This is a genomic window from Azospirillum sp. RU38E (assembly GCF_900188385.1).
Lineage (GTDB): Bacteria > Pseudomonadota > Alphaproteobacteria > Azospirillales > Azospirillaceae > Niveispirillum.
This window is the reverse complement of the sequence record NZ_FZOI01000014.1, coordinates 114,508-132,143: the sequence shown is the minus strand read 5'-3', so window position 1 is coordinate 132,143 and position 17,636 is coordinate 114,508. Positions and strand designations below refer to the sequence as shown.

15 protein-coding genes are annotated in these 17,636 nt (G+C 66.6%); 3 read left to right on the top strand and 12 right to left on the bottom strand.

What is annotated here, in order from left to right; translation table 11 throughout:
- Positions 1–4: 4 nt before the first annotated feature.
- Complete coding sequence (locus CHB97_RS19615) at positions 5–1,021, bottom strand: hypothetical protein (RefSeq protein ID WP_143271058.1); 1,017 nt, start codon at positions 1,019–1,021, stop codon at positions 5–7.
- A 2,308-nt stretch (positions 1,022–3,329) separates the two neighbouring features.
- On the opposite strand from CHB97_RS19615, the gene CHB97_RS26135 reads away from it, so the two are divergent.
- Both CHB97_RS26135 and CHB97_RS26130 read left to right on the top strand, forming a co-directional pair.
- Positions 3,330–3,875 (top strand): hypothetical protein, encoded by a 546-nt coding sequence (locus tag CHB97_RS26135; RefSeq protein ID WP_143271056.1) that lies wholly within the window; start codon positions 3,330–3,332, stop codon positions 3,873–3,875.
- A 159-nt stretch (positions 3,876–4,034) separates the two neighbouring features.
- Positions 4,035–4,343: a hypothetical protein gene (locus CHB97_RS26130; RefSeq protein WP_143271054.1), complete on the top strand. Its 309-nt coding sequence runs from the start codon at positions 4,035–4,037 to the stop codon at positions 4,341–4,343.
- A 181-nt stretch (positions 4,344–4,524) separates the two neighbouring features.
- On the opposite strand, the gene CHB97_RS19610 is transcribed toward CHB97_RS26130, so the two are convergent.
- From CHB97_RS19610 to lgt, 11 genes are all read right to left on the bottom strand, one after another.
- Entirely contained in the window at positions 4,525–5,316 is a 792-nt protein-coding gene (locus tag CHB97_RS19610; protein ID WP_089289695.1) for a MinD/ParA family protein, read from the bottom strand.
- Positions 5,313–6,323: a GTPase gene (locus CHB97_RS19605; RefSeq protein ID WP_089289694.1), complete on the bottom strand. Its 1,011-nt coding sequence runs from the start codon at positions 6,321–6,323 to the stop codon at positions 5,313–5,315. Before CHB97_RS19605 ends, CHB97_RS19610 begins: the two co-directional genes overlap by 4 nt.
- 82 nt (positions 6,324–6,405) lie before the next feature.
- Positions 6,406–8,520, bottom strand: a complete 2,115-nt coding sequence (gene flhA, locus CHB97_RS19600) for a flagellar biosynthesis protein FlhA (protein ID WP_089289693.1) — start codon at positions 8,518–8,520, stop codon at positions 6,406–6,408.
- A gap of 252 nt (positions 8,521–8,772) precedes the next feature.
- Positions 8,773–10,275: a sigma-54 dependent transcriptional regulator gene (locus CHB97_RS19595; RefSeq protein WP_089289692.1), complete on the bottom strand. Its 1,503-nt coding sequence runs from the start codon at positions 10,273–10,275 to the stop codon at positions 8,773–8,775.
- Between the two features lie 55 nt (positions 10,276–10,330).
- Positions 10,331–11,221, bottom strand: coding sequence for a motility protein A (locus CHB97_RS19590; RefSeq protein WP_089289691.1), 891 nt, complete (start codon positions 11,219–11,221; stop codon positions 10,331–10,333).
- Complete coding sequence (fliN, locus tag CHB97_RS19585) at positions 11,218–11,550, bottom strand: flagellar motor switch protein FliN (RefSeq protein WP_089289690.1); 333 nt, start codon at positions 11,548–11,550, stop codon at positions 11,218–11,220. The genes CHB97_RS19590 and fliN overlap by 4 nt, the downstream gene beginning before the upstream one ends.
- Positions 11,551–11,600: 50 nt before the next feature.
- Positions 11,601–12,311 (bottom strand): FliH/SctL family protein, encoded by a 711-nt coding sequence (locus CHB97_RS19580; RefSeq protein ID WP_089289689.1) that lies wholly within the window; start codon positions 12,309–12,311, stop codon positions 11,601–11,603.
- A gap of 18 nt (positions 12,312–12,329) precedes the next feature.
- Positions 12,330–13,985, bottom strand: a complete 1,656-nt coding sequence (fliF, locus tag CHB97_RS19575; protein WP_089289688.1) for a flagellar basal-body MS-ring/collar protein FliF — start codon at positions 13,983–13,985, stop codon at positions 12,330–12,332.
- 210 nt (positions 13,986–14,195) lie between these two features.
- The gene (pgeF, locus tag CHB97_RS19570) at positions 14,196–14,960 is read right to left on the bottom strand and encodes a peptidoglycan editing factor PgeF (protein WP_089289687.1); all 765 of its coding nucleotides are present in this window, start codon (positions 14,958–14,960) and stop codon (positions 14,196–14,198) included.
- A gap of 17 nt (positions 14,961–14,977) precedes the next feature.
- The gene (locus tag CHB97_RS19565; protein WP_244559621.1) at positions 14,978–16,081 is read right to left on the bottom strand and encodes a class I SAM-dependent methyltransferase; all 1,104 of its coding nucleotides are present in this window, start codon (positions 16,079–16,081) and stop codon (positions 14,978–14,980) included.
- Entirely contained in the window at positions 16,078–16,908 is an 831-nt protein-coding gene (lgt, locus tag CHB97_RS19560; RefSeq protein ID WP_200820031.1) for a prolipoprotein diacylglyceryl transferase, read from the bottom strand. Before lgt ends, CHB97_RS19565 begins: the two co-directional genes overlap by 4 nt.
- Before the next feature lie 211 nt (positions 16,909–17,119).
- Here lgt and CHB97_RS19555 point away from each other — a divergent pair, with 211 nt between their 5' ends.
- Entirely contained in the window at positions 17,120–17,419 is a 300-nt protein-coding gene (locus CHB97_RS19555) for an accessory factor UbiK family protein (protein WP_089289686.1), read from the top strand.
- Positions 17,420–17,636: the final 217 nt, after the last annotated feature.

Below are 17,636 nucleotides of genomic sequence, written 5' to 3'. Positions count from 1 at the left end.
TTGGTCATACCCGGCGGGACGGACCTTGCCGGCCCGTCTGCACCTTTGCCCAGCGATGGGCACCGGTCTGGAAGCCGATGGTGCCGGCAAAGCCCACGGTTTCCAGGCTGTCGCGGAACAGTTCGCCAATGCCCTGGCGCAGCTCGGCCGGCAGCAGATCCAGCGTGCGGATCATCAGGTCGAGACGACCGGGCCGGACCAGCCCGTCCAGTTGCATCGGCCCCAGGCGGGAAAAGCTGAGATCCAGCAGGAAACGCTGGGCCTTGCCCTTCTCCTCCCCACCATCCCCTGTCTTTTCCTCACCATCCAGGGCATTGCGTACGGCAAGCTGCATCCGGCCGAGCTGTTCGGGCGGGCCGAAGGGGATGGCCATGCTGCGCCACCCCTCTGCCGTCGGTTCCGCCGCCTGACGGGCCACGGCCTGGAAATCCTCCCGCAACTGGGCCAGCAGTCGGCCGCCGCCCCGCCGTTCCAGGCTGTCTACCGCGTCGCCCCCCAACCAGCCGGCGGCATCGCCACCGCGCAATGCCGCCAGAAAGAAGGTCAGATTGGTGGTCAGCCGCTTGTTCGGCTGTGGCAGGATCGTCTGTGCCAGATGGCGGGCCAGCACCGGATCGGTTGCCGCCAGCATGGCCATCACCTCCTTCATCGCCGGCCAATCCTGGCCCTGGCGCGGGTCCAGAGGTGGCAGCATGGTTGGCGCCGCTTCTGCTGTCGACGGCACATCCAGCACCACCGTCAGCGCAGTGCCGGGCGGCAGGTTCGTCTGCCCTTTCAGCACCAGCATTCCCTGTGGGGTGGACAATACCGGTTGCCCCTGGCTGGTGCTGCCCATCAGGGTGGCAGGCAGAGCGTTTGGCGGCAGCTGCTCCAGAACCGGCTCAGCCACCGCCAGAATGCGCACGGACAGGTTCTGTCCGTGTCGCAAGGGGGCCGGTGGCGAGGGTGGGGTGGGTGCCGGACTGATAGGCGGGGCCGTCGGCAGGCCCGGCGGCTGTGCTCCCCGCAGGCGGGCTTGCATTACCGGTTCGGCGTCCCCGTCGGGGAGAGCCTGCGCGGGTTGTTGTGGGGTGGTCAGCACCGGTCCTTGGGGTAGATTGGGCAGCGTTGGGCGCGGTGCCGGGCCGACGGGCAGCGCGGTCGGTGAGGCAGGCGGCTGCGCCCCGCGCAGGCGCGCTTCCGTTACCGGTGCAGCGTTCCCGTCCGGGAGAGCCTGAGCGTGTTGCTGCGGGGCGGTTGGCGCCGGTCCTGCGGGTGGATTTGGCAGCGTCGGGCGTGGTGCCGGGCCAGTGGGCGGCGCGGTCGGTGGGGCAGGCGGCTGCGCCCCGCGCAGGCGCGCTTCCGTTACCGGTGCAGCGTTCCCGTCCGGGAGAGCCTGAGCGTGTTGCTGCGGGGCGGTTGGCGCCGGTCCTGCGGGTGGATTTGGCAGCGTCGGGCGTGGTGCCGGGCCAGTGGGCGGCGCGGTCGGTGGGGCAGGCGGCTGCGCCCCGCGCAGGCGCGCTTCCGTTACCGGTGCAGCGTTCCCGTCCGGGAGAGCCTGAGCGTGTTGCTGCGGGGCGGTTGGCGCCGGTCCTGCGGGTGGATTTGGCAGCGTCGGGCGTGGTGCCGGGCCGACGGGCGGTGTGGTCGGTGGGGCCGGCGGCTGCGCTCCGCGCAAGCGCGCCTCCATTACCGGTGTGGCGTTCCCGTCTGGGAGAGCCTGAGCGGGTTGCTGTGGAGCGGTTGGCGCCGGTCCAGCGGGTGGATTCGGTAGCGTCGGGCGTGGTGTCGGGCCGATGGGCGGCGCGGTCGGTGGCGTTGGTGGCTGCGCTCCGCGCAGGCGCGCTTCCATCACCGGTGCGGCGTTCCCGTCCGGCAGAGCCTGAGCGGGTTGCTGCAGGGCGTTTGGCGCCGATCCTGCGGGTGGATTTGGCAGCGTCGGGCGTGGTGCCGGGCCAATGGGCGGCGCGGTCGGTGGGGCAGGCGGCTGCGCCCCGCGCAGGCGCGCTTCCGTTACCGGTGTAGCGTTCCCGTCCGGAAGAGCCTGAGCGGGTTGCTGCAGGGCGTTTGGCGCCGATCCTGCGGGTGGATTTGGCAGCGTCGGGCGTGGTGTCGGGCTGATGAGTGGCGCGGTCGGTGGGGCAGGCGGCTGCGCTCCGCGCAGGCGCGCTTCCATTACCGGTGCTGTGTTCCCGTCTGGGAGAGCCTGGGCGGGTTGCTGCGGAGTGGTTGGTACCGGTCCTGCGGGTGGATTTGGCAGTGTTGGGCGCGGTGCCGGGCCAATGGGCGGCGCGGTCGGTGGCGTTGGTGGCTGCGCCCCGCGCAGGCGCGCTTCTGTTACCGGTGCTGTGTTCCCGTTCGGGAGAGCCTGAGCGGGTTGCTGCGGAGCGGTTGGCGCCGGTCCAGCGGGTGGATTCGGTAGCGTCGGGCGTGGTGTGGGGCCAACGGGTGGCGCGGTCGGTGGGGCAGGTGGCTGCGCCCCGCGCAGGCGCGCTTCCGTTACCGGTGTAGCGTTCCCGTTCGGGAGAGCCTGAGCGGGTTGCTGCGGAGCGGTTGGCGCCGGTCCTGTTGGGGGATTTGGCAGTGTCGGGCGTGGTGTCGGGCCGATGGGTGGCGCGGTCGGTGGCGTTGGTGGCTGCTCTCCGCGCAGGCGCGCTTCCGTTACCGGTGTGGCGTTCCCGTTCGGGAGAGCCTGAGCGGGTTGCTGCGGAGCGGTTGGCGCCGGTCCTGTTGGGGGATTTGGCAGTGTCGGGCGTGGTGTCGGGCTGATGGGTGGCGCGGTCGGTGGGGCAGGCGGCTGCGCTCCGCGTAGCCGGGCTTCCATCACCGGTGCGGCGTTCCCGTCCGGCAGAGCCTGGGCGGGTTGCTGCGGCGTTGTCGGCACCGGCCCTGATGGCGGGTTTGGCGGCGTCGGACTTGGTACTGGGCCAATGGGAGGGGCGGTTGGGGGTGCTGGCGGTTGTGCTCCGCGCAGGCGGGCCTCAATTATTGGAGCGGCGTTCCCGCCCGGAAGAGCCAGAGCGGGTTGCCGTGCGGGAGCGGAAGCCTGTTCTGCCGGCAGCGTTGGGCGCGGTGTCGCGCCGACGGGTGGCGCCGGCGGGGCCGAGATTGGTCGTCCGCCCCCGGTCTCTGGCAGCGTGTCGGCAACGGTCTCTCCCGCTGGCGGTGCGGGGGGAACGGGCTGGAGGGGTTGGGGGGCAACCTCTGCAGCCGCACGCGGCGATGGGCTGACCAGTCCGGGAAGGGTGGGGGCGGCCGGGCGCTGTGGCTCTCTCTGCGGCAGGGGCAGCGGGGCCACGGTGTTAGCGGGCGCTGCCGGTGCCTGAGCATTCTCACCGACATAGGTTCGGTTGGCTGCTGCGGGACTGGCCGGCCGGGCAACCGGTTGGGATGGCGGGGCCGCATCGAAATCGGCAAAGGTCAGCAAGCCGCTGGCCGGTGGCTGCGGCAAAGCCAGACGGCCGGGCCGGGGCGGCGGTAAGGGGGCCTCCGTCGCCGGCCTGTCTCTGACGACAGGGGCAGTGTTGCTGCTTGCTTCACCAGCCGACGGCACAAGCGGTTCGGGTGCTGGTTGTCCCGATACTGGCGGGCGCGCCAGCCCCGGCGCCGGCATGGGGGAGGCCGGTGGTGGGGGAGGCGGATTTGGCCCCTCCACCGGCAGTGCCGCCGCAGGCATGGGGAGTGGTGGGGCTGCTGGCGTGCCCGTTGCCGGCGGCGTGACGACTGGCCCCGTCGGGGCGGCAGCACCCGGTGCAGGGGCGGCGGGGATCAGTGGTGGCAATAGGGAGGTGGCTGGCGGGGTCGGCAGGAGTTTACCCGTGGGGACCGGAATCGGTGCCAGTTCCGGCACGAGCGGCGCCGGTGGGGTGGCGGTGCCTTGTGCCGGCGGTGGCTGAGGCCCTGTTGCCGCTGCCGGTGACGGCGTGGCGGGCAGGGGTGTTGGCGGCAAAGGTGGGGGCGCCGCGGGGGCCGGTTGCGTCGGGCTGCTGCTTCCCTTTGACAGGCCCAGCAGCGTGGCCAGCGTCTCGGCATCCCGATCGGGCGGTGGGGCTTGGGTGCTGGTCGCGCGCGGTGGGGGGGGCAGCACCACCACCGCTGACAGCACCGCGCCCTGGATGATCAAGGGCAGGGGGGGCTGCGGCGTGACGGCGGGTGTTGGAACTGGCGGGGGTGCTGTTATCACCACCTGCGGGGCGGCAGCGGTGGCTGGCGGTGGCGGGGCCAGGGCGGTGGCGCGCGGCGCGGTGCCCGGCACGCTCACCGGGATTTGCAGGGTTACCGGCCGGTCGGTGGGCAGGCGCACCGGGGTTTCCAGCCGCACATCCCCGGCGGCGGTGCGCAGGGTGGCTTCGCCATCCCGCTGATCCACCACCATGCCGGACAGCACGACGGCGCGGTCAAACCGCGCCAGCCGCTCCGGCACGCGGGCCAGGGTAACCTCCGCCAGGGGCGCCAGATTGGGGCCGCTGCCACTGGTGGCATTCCCGGCAGCATTGCCAAGGGATGGCAGGGATGGCCCCGTCATGGTGCCGCCCCCCTTTTGGGTCAGCCGACAGTCAGGCGCTGGGCCAGCGCCATGATATCCTGGGCGGCATCAGAGGTAGGGGAACGCACCAGCAGCGGCGTCTGTGTCTTGATGCTTTCCCGTACCTTCATGTCGCGGCGGATCACCCCGGCCAGTTGCGGGCTTTTGCCTAAGAACTTGCGGCAGGCGGCCAGCAGCGTCTCGTAGGTCTTGTTCCCCTCATTGCGGGTCTGCGCCATGTTCACCACAACGCGCAGATCGGCCAGCGGGTTGGCCTGATAGGAGAGCTTCAGGAAGGCATAGGCATCGGTGATGCTGGTCGGCTCATCCGTGGTCACCACCAGGGAGACGCCGGCCGGGCCGGAGAAGGTGCGGACATTCCGGTCCACCCCGGCCCCCAGATCGATCACCACATTGTCATAGCTGCGCGCCATGTCGGTCAGATCATTGCGCAACTGGGACAATTTTGCCGGGGGAAGATTTGCCAGGCTGCCGGAACCGGAGCGGCCGGCAATAATGTCGAACCCGCCTTCCGGATAGCGCGTGGTGGACCCGGCCAGCGTCACCACCCCGTCAATCACCTGCCCCAGATCGCGCTTGGGCATCAGACCCAACTGGATATCGACGTTGGCCAGCCCCAGATCGCCGTCGAACAGCAGGGTCTTGCGGCCCAGCTTGGTCAGCGCGTGCGACAGGGTGATGGAGAAAAAGGTCTTGCCGACCCCGCCCTTGCCGCTGGCGACGGCGAAAATATTCCGCTGCCGCAAGGGCGTGACATTGGCGGGAACGGCCATGCTGGTGAAGTCGCTCATGCGTGCGTCCCCGTCTGTTTGGTGCGCCGTTCGTCGGCCTGCTGTTCCGGCATCATCATCTTGGCCAAAATGGTGGGCGTCAGGGGGATCAGCCCATCGGCCACTTTCGTTGTCGCGCTGACATCTGCAAAAGCCAGGCCAGCCCCATGGGCGGCGGCCAGCAGGCTGCCGTAACGGCGTGCCATGTCCAACCTTGTGGATAAAAGTCGCTTGGCACCGATCTGGCGGAAGGCCAGCGCCATATCCACCGCCTCCACCGGGTCCAGCCCGGCCGGCATCACCAGCACCGGTTCCATGTCGGCGGCAACCAGGAAGTCGCGCAAATCCTTCATATCGCTGGCGTTATAGGGGTTGCGCCCGGCGCTGTCGACCAGCACCTGATCCATCCCGCGCGACACGTCCAGCGCATCGGCCAGTGCTGTGGGGTCTTCCACCGTCATCAGGCGCAGTTTCAGCACCCGGGTGAAGGCCTGTAACTGCTCAATGCCCCCGGCACGGATCGTATCGGTCGAAATCACCCCGACGGGACGTTTTTGCAGGGCACAGCGGGCACAGAGCTTGGCCACTGTCAGGGTTTTGCCGCCACCCGGCGGCCCCACCAGCATGATCGGCCGGGTGGCCCGGCCATCGGGCAGCGGCTGGAAATGGAACACACTGTCCAGGGCTGCCGCCAGGGCCGACAGGGGATCGCGGGCATCCATGTCGGACAATGTATCCATCATCCGCTGGTTCAGCTCCGCCGGCACCCCATGGCGCAGCAGGGCCTCAGAAACGATATCAATCGGGTCGGGTGCGGCCGGTTCGGCGAAACGCAGCGGGCTTTGCGATGCCTGAATGGCGGGGTGGGGGGCCAGAATGCCCTCATCCTCCTCAATCGCCGCGGTGACGCGGACGCCCACACCTTCCTCTTCCCGCGTGGCCACGATGATGGCGTCATCGCCCAGCACCTCGCGGACCAGGCGCATGGCGTCCTGCATTGTCGGCGCGTGGAACGATTTCAGCCGCATTCTACCTCTGCTTTCCAGGCTGCCCGGTCACGGCCCCAAGGCCCCGTCCGGTCACCCAATCCGATCATTATACGCGGCCCCATCATATTTGGCCCAGAGTCTTGATCTTCGCCTTTGGATGAATCTCATTTTGCGACATCACAACCGTGGCCGGCCGGAACCGCTCAATGATGGAGCGGACGAAGGGCCGGATCGCCGGTGATGTCAACAATACCGGTGCTTCGCCCTGCATGGCGAATTTTTCGAAGGTCTGGCGCACGGCGGTGATGAATTGCTGTAGGCGCGACGGCGCCATGGCCAATTGCCGGTCATCGCCTTCCTGAACGATACTTTCCGCAAAGGCCTGTTCCCATTCCGGCGACAGGGTCACCAGCGGGATATAGCCCAGATCATTGGTGTTGGAGTCGGAGATTTGCCGCGCCAGTCGCGCCCGCACATGCTCGGTAATCTGGGTCATGTTGCGGGTATAGGCTGTGGCCTCTGCCACCCCTTCCAGAATGGTCGGCAGGTCACGCACGGAAACGCGCTCGCCCAGCAGATTCTGCATCACCCGCTGCAGCCCGCCAATATTGATATGGCCTGGCACGACATCGGCCACCAGCTTCTGGTGTTCCTTGCCCATTTCGTCCAGCAGCTTCTGCATCTCCGCATAAGAGAGCAGGTCGGCCATATTATCCTTGATCACCTCGGTCAGATGGGTGGTCAGCACGGTGGGCGGGTCGACCACCGTATAGCCCTTGAACAGGGCCTCTTCTCGATAGGCCATGTCGATCCACATGGCCGGCAGGCCGAAGGTCGGCTCCGTCGTTGCCTCACCGGGCAGGGAGATGCGGTCGCCGCGCGGGTCCATGCAGAGCAGCATATTCGGCCTGATATCGCCCCGGCCCGCCTCAATCTCCTTGATGCGGATCAGATAGGTGTTGGGCGGCAGTTGCAGATTATCCTGGATGCGCACGGCCGGCATGATGATGCCGATTTCGCCGGCCAATTGCCGGCGCAGCCCCTTGATCTGGTCGGTCAGCCGATGCCCGGCCTCCGTATTGATCAGCGACAGCAGGCCATAGCCCAGTTCCAGCCGCACCAGATCGATGGCCAGCGCGGTGGCAATCGGCTCCTCCGCTGCTGGGGCGGGGGCGGCGGCCTGCGCTTCCTGCTTGGCTTCCAGCGCCTGCTTCATCAGGCGGGAACGCGGCAGGAAATAGGCACCCGCCGCCAGACCGATGGCCAGCAGCCCGAAGGAGATTTTCGGCATCCCCGGCAACATGCCAACGGCCAGCACCACCGCCGCCGTCAGGCCCAGGGCGGTGGGATAGAAGGTCAGCTGGCCGACCACCGCCTTGTCGGTGGAGCCGGTGGAACCGGACTTCGACACCATCAGACCGGCGGCCAGCGAGACCAGCAGGGCCGGGATCTGCGAGACCAGACCATCACCCACGGTCAGCAGCGTGTAGCTGGCGCCGGCTTCAGTAAAGCTCATGCCCTTCTGGGCAATGCCGATGATCATGCCGACAATGATATTGAGGAACGTGATGACCAGGCCGGCCACCGCGTCACCGCGCACAAATTTGGAAGCACCGTCCATGGCGCCGAAGAACTGGCTTTCATCCTCCAGTTCCTTGCGTCGCCGCCGTGCCTCCCCCTCATCGATCAGGCCGGCTGACAGGTCGGCATCGATGGCCATCTGCTTGCCGGGCATGGCATCCAGGGTAAAGCGGGCCGCCACTTCGGCGATACGGCCGGAACCCTTGGTGATGACGCTGAAATTCACCAGCATCAGAATGCCGAACACCGTGACACCGATGATGAAATTGCCACCCATGATGAAATTGCCGAACGTCTGGATGACGTGACCGGCCGCTGCCGCCCCATTATGCCCTTCGCCCAATATCAACCGGGTCGAGGCCAGGTTGAGCGAAAGGCGCAGCATGGTGGAGACCAGCAGAATGGTGGGGAAACTGCTGAATTCCAGCGGCTTCTGGATCGACAGCACCACCATCAGGATCAGGATAGAAAAACCGAACGAAATGGTCAGGCCCACATCCAGCAGGAAGGTGGGCAGCGGAATGATCAGCACGACCACGATCGTCAGAATGCCCAGCGCGAATCCCACCTCGCCGCGCTTCACCGCTTCCACGGTCAGGCGCAGGGCATCCTTGGTGGAGCCCAAGGGGGATTGTTGTTGCGGCTGGTCGGTCATGCCGGTTCGATCATTCTGCTTGGCAACGGTTTATTCGATTCTCTTAGTGTCTGTCCGGAAAGTTTCACGCTATCTCAACGTCTTACACGTTTCATCTTTAAACATTCCCGTCACCCCGGCGAAGGCCGGGGTCCAGAATCACAAGCGCTTTGCTCTACGAACTGGACCTCGGCCTTCGCCGGGGTGACGGGATTAAAACATTAACATGTCGAGAAAGAGGGAAAACTTTTCAGACGGCCTCTCAACAAGGGTTCAGCCAAGGGCTTCCGATTCCATGCCACTGGCTGGCGGCGGCACGGCGATGCCGCCTTCGCTATATTCCTTCAGTTTGTTGCGCAGGGTGCGGATGGAGATGCCCAGGATATTGGCCGCATGGGTACGGTTACCCAGCGTGTGTTTCAAGGTATCGATGATCAGGTCACGTTCCACATCCGCCACCGTGCGGCCCACCAGCGTGCGGGTGGCACTTTCCCCGGTGGGGATCACCGGGGCTGGTTGGGCTGGGGGCGGCTGATAAGCGGGTTGCGGCTGATAGGGGCTGGGCTGATAGGCCGGCGGCGGGGTGTAGCCGCCGGCATTGCCATAGCTGGCGGCCGCACGCGCCGCGGCCGGGGCCACCGGCGGGGCGGCTGCCGCCGGGGCGGTATAGCTGGGCTCGGCCCCTGTCAGCAGAATGGCGTCTGGCCCAATCTCCGTCCCGCGGGAGAGCAGCACCGCGCGGTGCATGGTGTTTTCCAGCTCACGCACATTGCCGCGCCAATGATGGCCCTGCAGCATGGCCATGGCCTGGGCCCCGACATTGCGCTGGGGCAGCCCGTTGGCTTCGGAATATTTGGCGGCGAAATGCTGGGCCAGCAGGGCGACATCGGCCGGCCGTTCGCGCAGTGGCGGCAGGTTCAGGCTGACCACGTTCAGGCGGAAATAAAGATCCTCGCGGAACCGGCCGGCCTTGGCCTCCGACAGCATGTCGCGGTTGGAGGTGGCCAGGATGCGGATATCGACCTTCACCGGCTGGTTGCCGCCCACCCGGTCGATCACCCGTTCCTGAATGGCGCGCAGCAGCTTGGCCTGCAGGCGCAAATCCATTTCACTGATTTCGTCCAGCAGCAGGGTGCCGCCATTGGCTTCCTCGAACTTGCCGATACGGCGAGCGACGGCGCCGGTGAAGGCGCCCTTTTCATGCCCGAACAGTTCGGATTCCAGCAGGTTTTCCGGGATGGCCGCGCAATTGACGGAGACGAAGGGCGCATTGGCCCGCCGGCTCTTGCGGTGCAGATAGCGGGCCATCAGCTCCTTACCCGTGCCGCTTTCACCGGTGATCAGCACGGAGGCGTCGGACGGGGCGATCTGGTCGGCCATGGCCAGCGCGGCGGCCATGGCGGGGTCGCGGCTGACAATAGCGTGGCTTTCCTCCGCCACCGCCTCCAGCACGGCGGCGATCAGGTTGGCATCCGGGGGCAGGGGGATATATTCCTTGGCGCCGGCGCGGATGGCACGGACGGCGGCCTGGGCATCGGTGCCCACGCCGCAGGCCACCACCGGCACGGCGAACCTTTCATTCTTCAGCTGATCGACCAGCATCCCGACGTCAAGCTTGACGTCGATCATCACCAGATCGGCCCCCTGACCGCCCCGCAGCGCGTTCATGGCGCCATCGATGCTGTCAGTATGCGCCACCTTCGCGCCCTTCTGCAGCGCGATCTTCCCGGCGGCACTGATATAGCCTTCCAGCGTTCCAACGATCAGTAGACGCATCGTCCTTACCCTCTTGCCGGTCGGTTCGGCCCAATCGAACAGTCACACATAAAACTCAGTCGAAGCTGCTGATCCGAAGATCGGGCGGCAGCATCGTATTGATCAGCATTTCCAGGCGGCGCGGATTTTCCTGCCGCGCCACCGATCCCGCCGCGAGCAGATAAAGCCCATCCACCAGGGCTTCGCGTTCGGCATTGCGGTCAATCTTGGCCGCCAGGGGGGATAGCACCATGCTGCCCAGGATGGCACCATAGAAGGTGGTGATCAGTGCCACCGCCATGGCCGGCCCCACCGATGATGGATCGGACAGGTTACCCAGCATCTGCACCAGCCCCACCAGCGTGCCGATCAGCCCCATGGCCGGCGCCACCTCTGCCGCGCGGCGCAGCACGGCTGCCGCCGTGCGGGCGCGGGCCATGTTGGCCTCAATCTCCGTGCGCAGGATGCGTTCGGCATCATCGGCCGGCAGCCCATCGACAATCAGTTCCACCGCCCGGTGCAGCACCGGCCAACCCTTTGTCGCCGCTGCCAGCGGATGCAGCGACAGGGGACCGTTACGCCGCGCATGATCGGCCAGCGACAAGGCCGTGCGGGCAGCCGAGGCCACATCGGGCGTGCTGGCCACCATGGTGCGGCCGATGGCGCGGGCCGCCGCCCGCATGTCGGGCACGGAGAAGGAGATGGTGGTGACCGCCGCCGTTCCCCCCAGCACGATCAGCACGGAGGCCAGATCGAAAAAGGCACCGGCACCGCCGCCCAGGGCCAGCGCGCCGATAATCAGCAGCAGGGCCGCCCCCAGACCCAGGATGGTGGCCAGATCCAGCCGTCGGCGCAGGCGCGGCAAGGCCGGCGGCCGGGCCGGGCGCGCACCAGCATCCGCCGCCGGCGGGCTGCTGGCGGGGGCCGGGGCCCCGGCGCGTGGTTGGGCGGCGCTGCGGTCGCTCATGACCGGTCCGTCTTGATGATTTCGGTCATGGTGACGCCCAGCCGGTCTTCCACCACCACCACTTCGCCACGGGCAACCAGCCGATTATTCACATAGATATCAATGGCTTCACCGACCTTGCGGTCCAGTTCCACCACGGCCCCCTTGTTCAGCCGCATCAGGGTGCTGACCTGCATGTTGGTCTTGCCCAGCACGGCGGAAATCTGCACCGGAATGTCGTAGACGGATTCCAGATCCTTGACGACGGGCAATGCCTCCAGTTCGCCGCCGCCGCCATTGCCGCGATTGCCGTCGAACTCGTTCAGGCTCATATCGTCTTTTGCCGCCATCTTGATCCCAATTTGTTCCGGCGTTACCGGTAACGCTTTTTTCTATCCGCTCAGGCCGCCTGGGCCGGGCCGCCCGGCATCTGCCGCAGCCCGTCCCCGGCAATCCGCTCGATTTCTGCCCAAAGGCCATTCACATCCCGCTCCGCCCCGCCGGCGGTCCAGTCGGCCTTCACATCCATCTCATGCAGTTTCGGGTCTGCCAGCACGGTGACCTGCCCGGCAAAACCGTGCCGTAGGGCCATATCACCGATCTTGCCGCGCAGCTCCTCAAACCAGCGTTCATGGACGCGGAACACCAGTTTCGGTTCTTCCGCCAGCTCTTCCAGAAAACTGGCGATGACTGTTTCGATCTCTGCCAGCCCATCGCGCGCCACCAGACCGGGCCACAGCTTGCGGATGATGGCCAGGACCAGCCTGCTGGTATTCTGACGCCGTAGCGCCGTTTCCTGGTTCTGCACCCCCAGCAGCTGGCCAAGGGCAGATTCAACCCCCCGCAAGGCTGCCGACAATTCCTGCTGGGCGGCGGTTTCCGCCTCCTGCATTCCCTGGACGCGGCCTTCCTGCAGGGCGGCCGCCCGCGCCTGCTCCCGCGCCATCCGCACTTGTGCCTGCAGCTCCTCCACCGAAAAGGTGGGGGGCGGGGGAGGTGGCGGCGGGGCGGGGGGCAGCTCCGGCTCTGGTTCCGGCTCGGGTGCTGCCAACATGGGGGCCGCCCCTTCGTCGAAATCCTGATCGAAGACGAATTTTTTGATCGTTGCCATGGGCTGGTTCTATCCGCCTCAGCTTTCTTGGTAGAGCCAGTTGCGGATGATCGATACCGCCTCTTCCGGGTGCTTTTCCACGATCTCCCCCACCTTGCGCAGGGAAGAGGCGCGCACCCGGCCATCGACGCGGTTGATGTCGATCATCTGCTCCAGTTCCTCGTTGGCCTGGGCGGCCTCCATCGCCAGTTCGCGGGCCAAGGCCCCGCCACCGGGGCCGGCCAGTTGCGGTACGCCGCTGCCATCCGACAGCAGGTCAGGCTCTTCCTCCAGCTGCGGTGTGCGGTCCAGCACGCGGGTGATCATCGGCTTGATCACCAGCAGGATCACCAGGATGGCAACGATGGCCATGATCAGCATCTCGGCGATGCGCAGCACATCTTCCTTCGGGATGCCCAGAATGGTCTCGTTCAGGCCCGCCAGCTCGTCATCCGGCCGGGCGAACTGCATGTTCACCACCTCGACCATGTCGCCGCGGGCTGGATCGACACCGACGGCCGACTGGACCAGCCGCTGTAATTGCGCCAGTTCCGCCTCGCTGCGCGGCTGATAGGTCTTGGTGCCATCTTCTGCCGTGGTATAATTGCCATCCACCAGCACGGCGACCGAGAGGCGGCGCACCAGCCCCGTCTCCCGCTCATGCACCTTGGTGGTCTTGCTGATTTCGTAATTGGTGGTTTCCTCCGTCCGGTTCTTCTTTTCCGAGGAACCGCCGGCGGCATTGCTCGCGGCATCACCATTGGGCAGGTTGGCGGCCACCGTCACCGGATCGACACCATCCTTGTTCTGGCTTTCAGAATTTTCCGAGACGGACTGGGTGCCACGCACCACCTGACCATCAGGGTCATAAACCTCGCTGTTGGTGGTGATGCGGTCGAAATCCATCTCCACCGACACCCGGGCCTGCACCTTGCCATGCCCGACGGACCGGCCCAGCAATTCCTCGATGGTGGCGGTCAGTTCCTGTTCGCGCGCCAGCCGGCGTTCTTCCGCCGAGGCGGCCATGGCCTCCGGCGTGTTCGCCTTGGCGCTGCGCGACAGCAGCTTGCCCTTGTCATCGATGATGGAAACGTTCGACGGGTCCATCTGCGGCACGGCGGCCGCCACCAGGGTCTGGATGGCCAGCACCTGATCCTTAGAAAGCTGGGTGCCGGGGCGCAGTTTCAGCACCACGCCGGCGGTCGGCGTCTGGGCCTGCCGGGCGAACAGTTCCCGCTTGGGCAACACCAGATGCACGCGCGCATTCATCACCGGCTGCAGGGTCTGGATGGAGCGGACCAGCTCCCCTTCCTTGGCGCGCAGCTGCTGCACATTCTGCATGAAGGCGGTGGTGCCCAGCCCTTCGGGCTGGTTGAAAATCTCATTCCCGACATTGCCGCCGCTGGGCAGGCCCTGCTGTGCCAGTGTCATGCGCAGCCGGCCGACCTGATCGGCCTGCACCTCAATCCGGGTGCCGTCCGCGCTGGCCTTATAGGGGATTTTCTGCGTTTCCAGCTGCTGGATGATCGCGCCGCCATCTGACGGCGACAGGTCGCTGTACAGCAGCGACATGGTCGGAGTGGACCAGGAGCCGGCGAAATAGATGATGGCGCCGATCGTCAACAGAACGGCGGCGCCGATCCCGGCCAGACGCGCAGGGCCGAGACCCCGCAATGTTTGCAGAAACGACTCCACGGGAACCGCGCTCCTGTCAGGCAAGGATCGTAGGCCAGACTCTACAAGGGATTAGCTGTAATTTCGAGCAGGATCGCACGGCACCTGTGAATGTCGGGTTAATCAAGTGGGCAAATTTTGCCTGATTTTTTGCAGCTGTGGCATTTTTGGTACGAGATACATCGAATTTGTACCGACTCTGCAATCGTCTTTGCAAACTGCAACGGTGGCTCAACCCAGCGCGATCAGGGAAATGCCCCGCCCATAATCCGGCTCCCCGCGCAGGGTGGTGCGGCGATAGGAGAAGAAGCGGTCCTCCTGGGTCACCGTATCCTGGCCGGCATGGGCAATGCGGCTGATGCCGGCGGCCCGCAGCCGGTCATCGACATAGCCCGCCAGATCGAACATCCAGTGGCTTTCGCGCCGGCTGGGCTTGAACAGCTTTGCATTGTCGGCGGTCATGGCCAGGAACCGGTCACGGAATTCCGGCCCCACCTCGTAACTGTCCCAGGCGATATGCGGTCCGACGGCGGCGCGGATGCGGGTTGGATCGGCGCCCAGCCCGGTCATGGTGGCGACGGTTGCCGACAGCACGCCACCCGCCGCCCCCTTCCAGCCGGCATGGGCGGCACCGATGACACCGGCCTCTGCGTCGCAGAACAGCACCGGCACGCAATCGGCCGTCAGAATGCCCAGCGCGATACCGGGCCGGTCGGTCACCATGGCATCGGCGCGCGGTGCGTCAGCCGGTGACCAAGGGGCGGTGACGGTGGCGACGTCGGGGCTGTGCACCTGATGCACGGTCACCAGCGCGTCGGGCGGCAGGCCCAGCGCCTGCACCGCCCGGGCCCGGTTCTCCCGCACATGGTCGGGATTATCGTTGGAGCCCAGGCCGCAATTCAGCCCGGCATAGATACCGGTGGAGACACCGCCGTCGCGGGTCATGAAACCATGGCGGATGCCGGGCAGGGCGACCAGCAGGGGCAGGGTGATCATCTCGTTCTCCTTCCCGATCAGGGATGGGGGGCAAAGCCGGCCGGGGGGCCGAAACCGGGGCTGGTCAGGGCGATGGTCTTGAACAGCCGCCCCATCTGCCCCGGCCCCGTCAGGCGGGTCAGGGCGGCGGCAATATCGGCGGCCTGTTGGGGGCTGGCCTGGCGGGAAAGGGCGGCAGCGCGTGCCTCAATCCCCAAGGCCCGCAACAAATCCCCCTGATCGATGGTGCGGCCGGGGCCGGGATGGGCCTCTGCCCCCCGCTGCTGGGCCGCCTGGGCCAGGGCGGTGAAATCGACGTGCGCCGTCAGGTCTGCCAGACCGGGATCATCCAGCACCGGCACCATGCGATGGGCCCGCAGGGCCTGCAGCGTATCGCCGATGGCGGGGCCGGCATAGCCATAGTCAACCAGCAGGGCGGCACCGGGTGCTTCGGCCAGCCGCTGGCCGATCTCCCGTGCGATACCGATCCCGGCAGGGCAGAGTTCCGCCACCGCTCCGGCTGGAATGCGCGGATCGGCGAAGACCGGGTGCAGGGCGGCGGCTGCCGGTGCCGGTTCCAGCATGAAGCAGAGGCCGCCGCCCTCATCCAGTCCGACCTTGCGTTCGGCCCAGCCGCGTGGGCCGCGCACAAACTGGCGGATGGGCAGGGCGTCGAAAAATTCGTTGGCGACCAGCAGCATCGGCCCGGCCGGCACATCGGCCAGACTGTCATGCCATTGCGGGGAATAATCCCCCAGAATGGCGGCCTGTCGGGCGCGCAGGGTGGGGCTGGTTTCCACCAGGGCCAGCCGCAGGGCGGCATGGAAGCCCGGCACCCGGCGGGTGGCCCGCAGCGCATCGGCCATCAGGGTACCGCGCCCCGGCCCCAGCTCCACCAGGGTCACAGGATCGGGGCTGCCCAGCCGCAGCCAGCAATCGGCCAGCCAGACGCCCACCATCTCCCCGAACATCTGGCTGATTTCCGGGGCGGTGGTGAAGTCCCCCGCGCTGCCCAGCGGGTCGCGGGTGATGTAATAGCCATGCTCTGGATGGCCCAACGCCTCAGCCATAAAGCTGGCGACGCTGATCGGCCCGCCCAGCGCGATGCGCCGGGTCAGCAGGGGCAGCAGCGCGCTGGTCACGGTGCCTTTTCCTGCACCACCGGGGCCGGCACGGGCGTACCGAACGGGGCCCGCAGCACCATCCACAGGCCAGCCAGCAGCATCGGCACGGAAAGGATTTGCCCCATGGTGGTGCCAAAGGCCAGGAATCCGACCTGGGCGTCGGGTTGGCGGAAGAACTCACCCACGATACGGGCAATTGCGTAACCGATCAGGAAACAGCCGGACAGGGTACCGGTGCGGGCACGCAGCGCCTGATTGCGCACCAGAAGGAACATCACGATGAACAGGACAATACCTTCCAGCCCGGCCTGATAAAGCTGGCTGGGATGGCGCGGAATGTCGCCGCCAGTGGGGAAGATCATGGCCCAGGGCACATCCGCCGGACGACCCCACAGCTCCCCATTGACGAAATTGGCCAGCCGGCCCAGCAGCAGCCCCACCGGGGCGGCGCAGGCCACCAGATCGCCCAGCGCGAAGGGGGAGAAACCCCGCCGCCAGGAGAAGATCAGCATGGCGACGATCACCCCGCTGAGACCGCCATGGAAGGACATGCCGCCGTGCCACACACGGAGAATTTCCAGCGGATCGGCGATATAGGCTTCCAGATTGTAAAAGATGACACTGCCCAGCCGGCCGCCGATCAGGATGCCGCCGGCCGCCCAGATCAGAAAATCCGACAAATCATCCGGAGTCGGCCGCAGGCCGGTATTGCGGGCCAGCCGCATCGTGTACCAGAGCGCGAAGGCAATGCCGACGGCATAGGCCAGCCCGTACCATTTTATCGAAACGGGCCCCAGGGACAAAGCCACGGGATCGAAGGCGGGAAAGGGGATGGCAAGCATCATCGGCACCGTCGTCGCGGTTGGCATCTGGTCGGCAGGTCCGCCGATCACCAGATGAAGGGGTAGGCGCGCCGTTGCGGCGTGTCCACTGTCGCGGCCTATATAGGTGTGTCTTGACAGGCGGGGCAAGCGGGGCGCGCTTGCGGCTAACGCCATGGACAGAGCCCGATGTCGTCACCATAATGCCGCCCGCTTTTGAAAGGGGTATCAACCCATGCAGATCGAGAACAAGCTGTTGGATGACCTGGCCCGTGTGGCCAGCGGCGCCGTCGGCGCCCTGTCGGGCATCCGCGCGGAGGTGGAGGCGCAGTTCCGCCAGCAGTTCGAACGCATCCTGTCACAGATGGATGTCGTTTCCCGCGAAGAGTTCGAGGCCGCCAAGACCATGGCGGCGGAGGCCCGCGCCCGCCAGGAGGAACTGGAGGAGAAGCTGGCTGCCGCCGCTCCGTTGGAAGAACGCGTGGCCAAGCTGGAAGCCCTGGTGGCGGAATTGCAGGCAGCCCGCCAGGGCTGAATGACGCTTTATCGGTTTTACGGATTGCCGGCGCCCCGCCGCCTTGCGGTGGGGTTTTGCCATGGTCGGGAAGGCCGTCAGTAGAACATGTGACAAAGGGGGTGGGCCGGCCCTGGATTCAGGTTGCACACGCAAGTAGGCGCTGGCACCGTATCCATGGTGGCTCATCAACCATACGCCACAATATCTGGGTCAAACCAGGGTGGCGGGCCGGTCC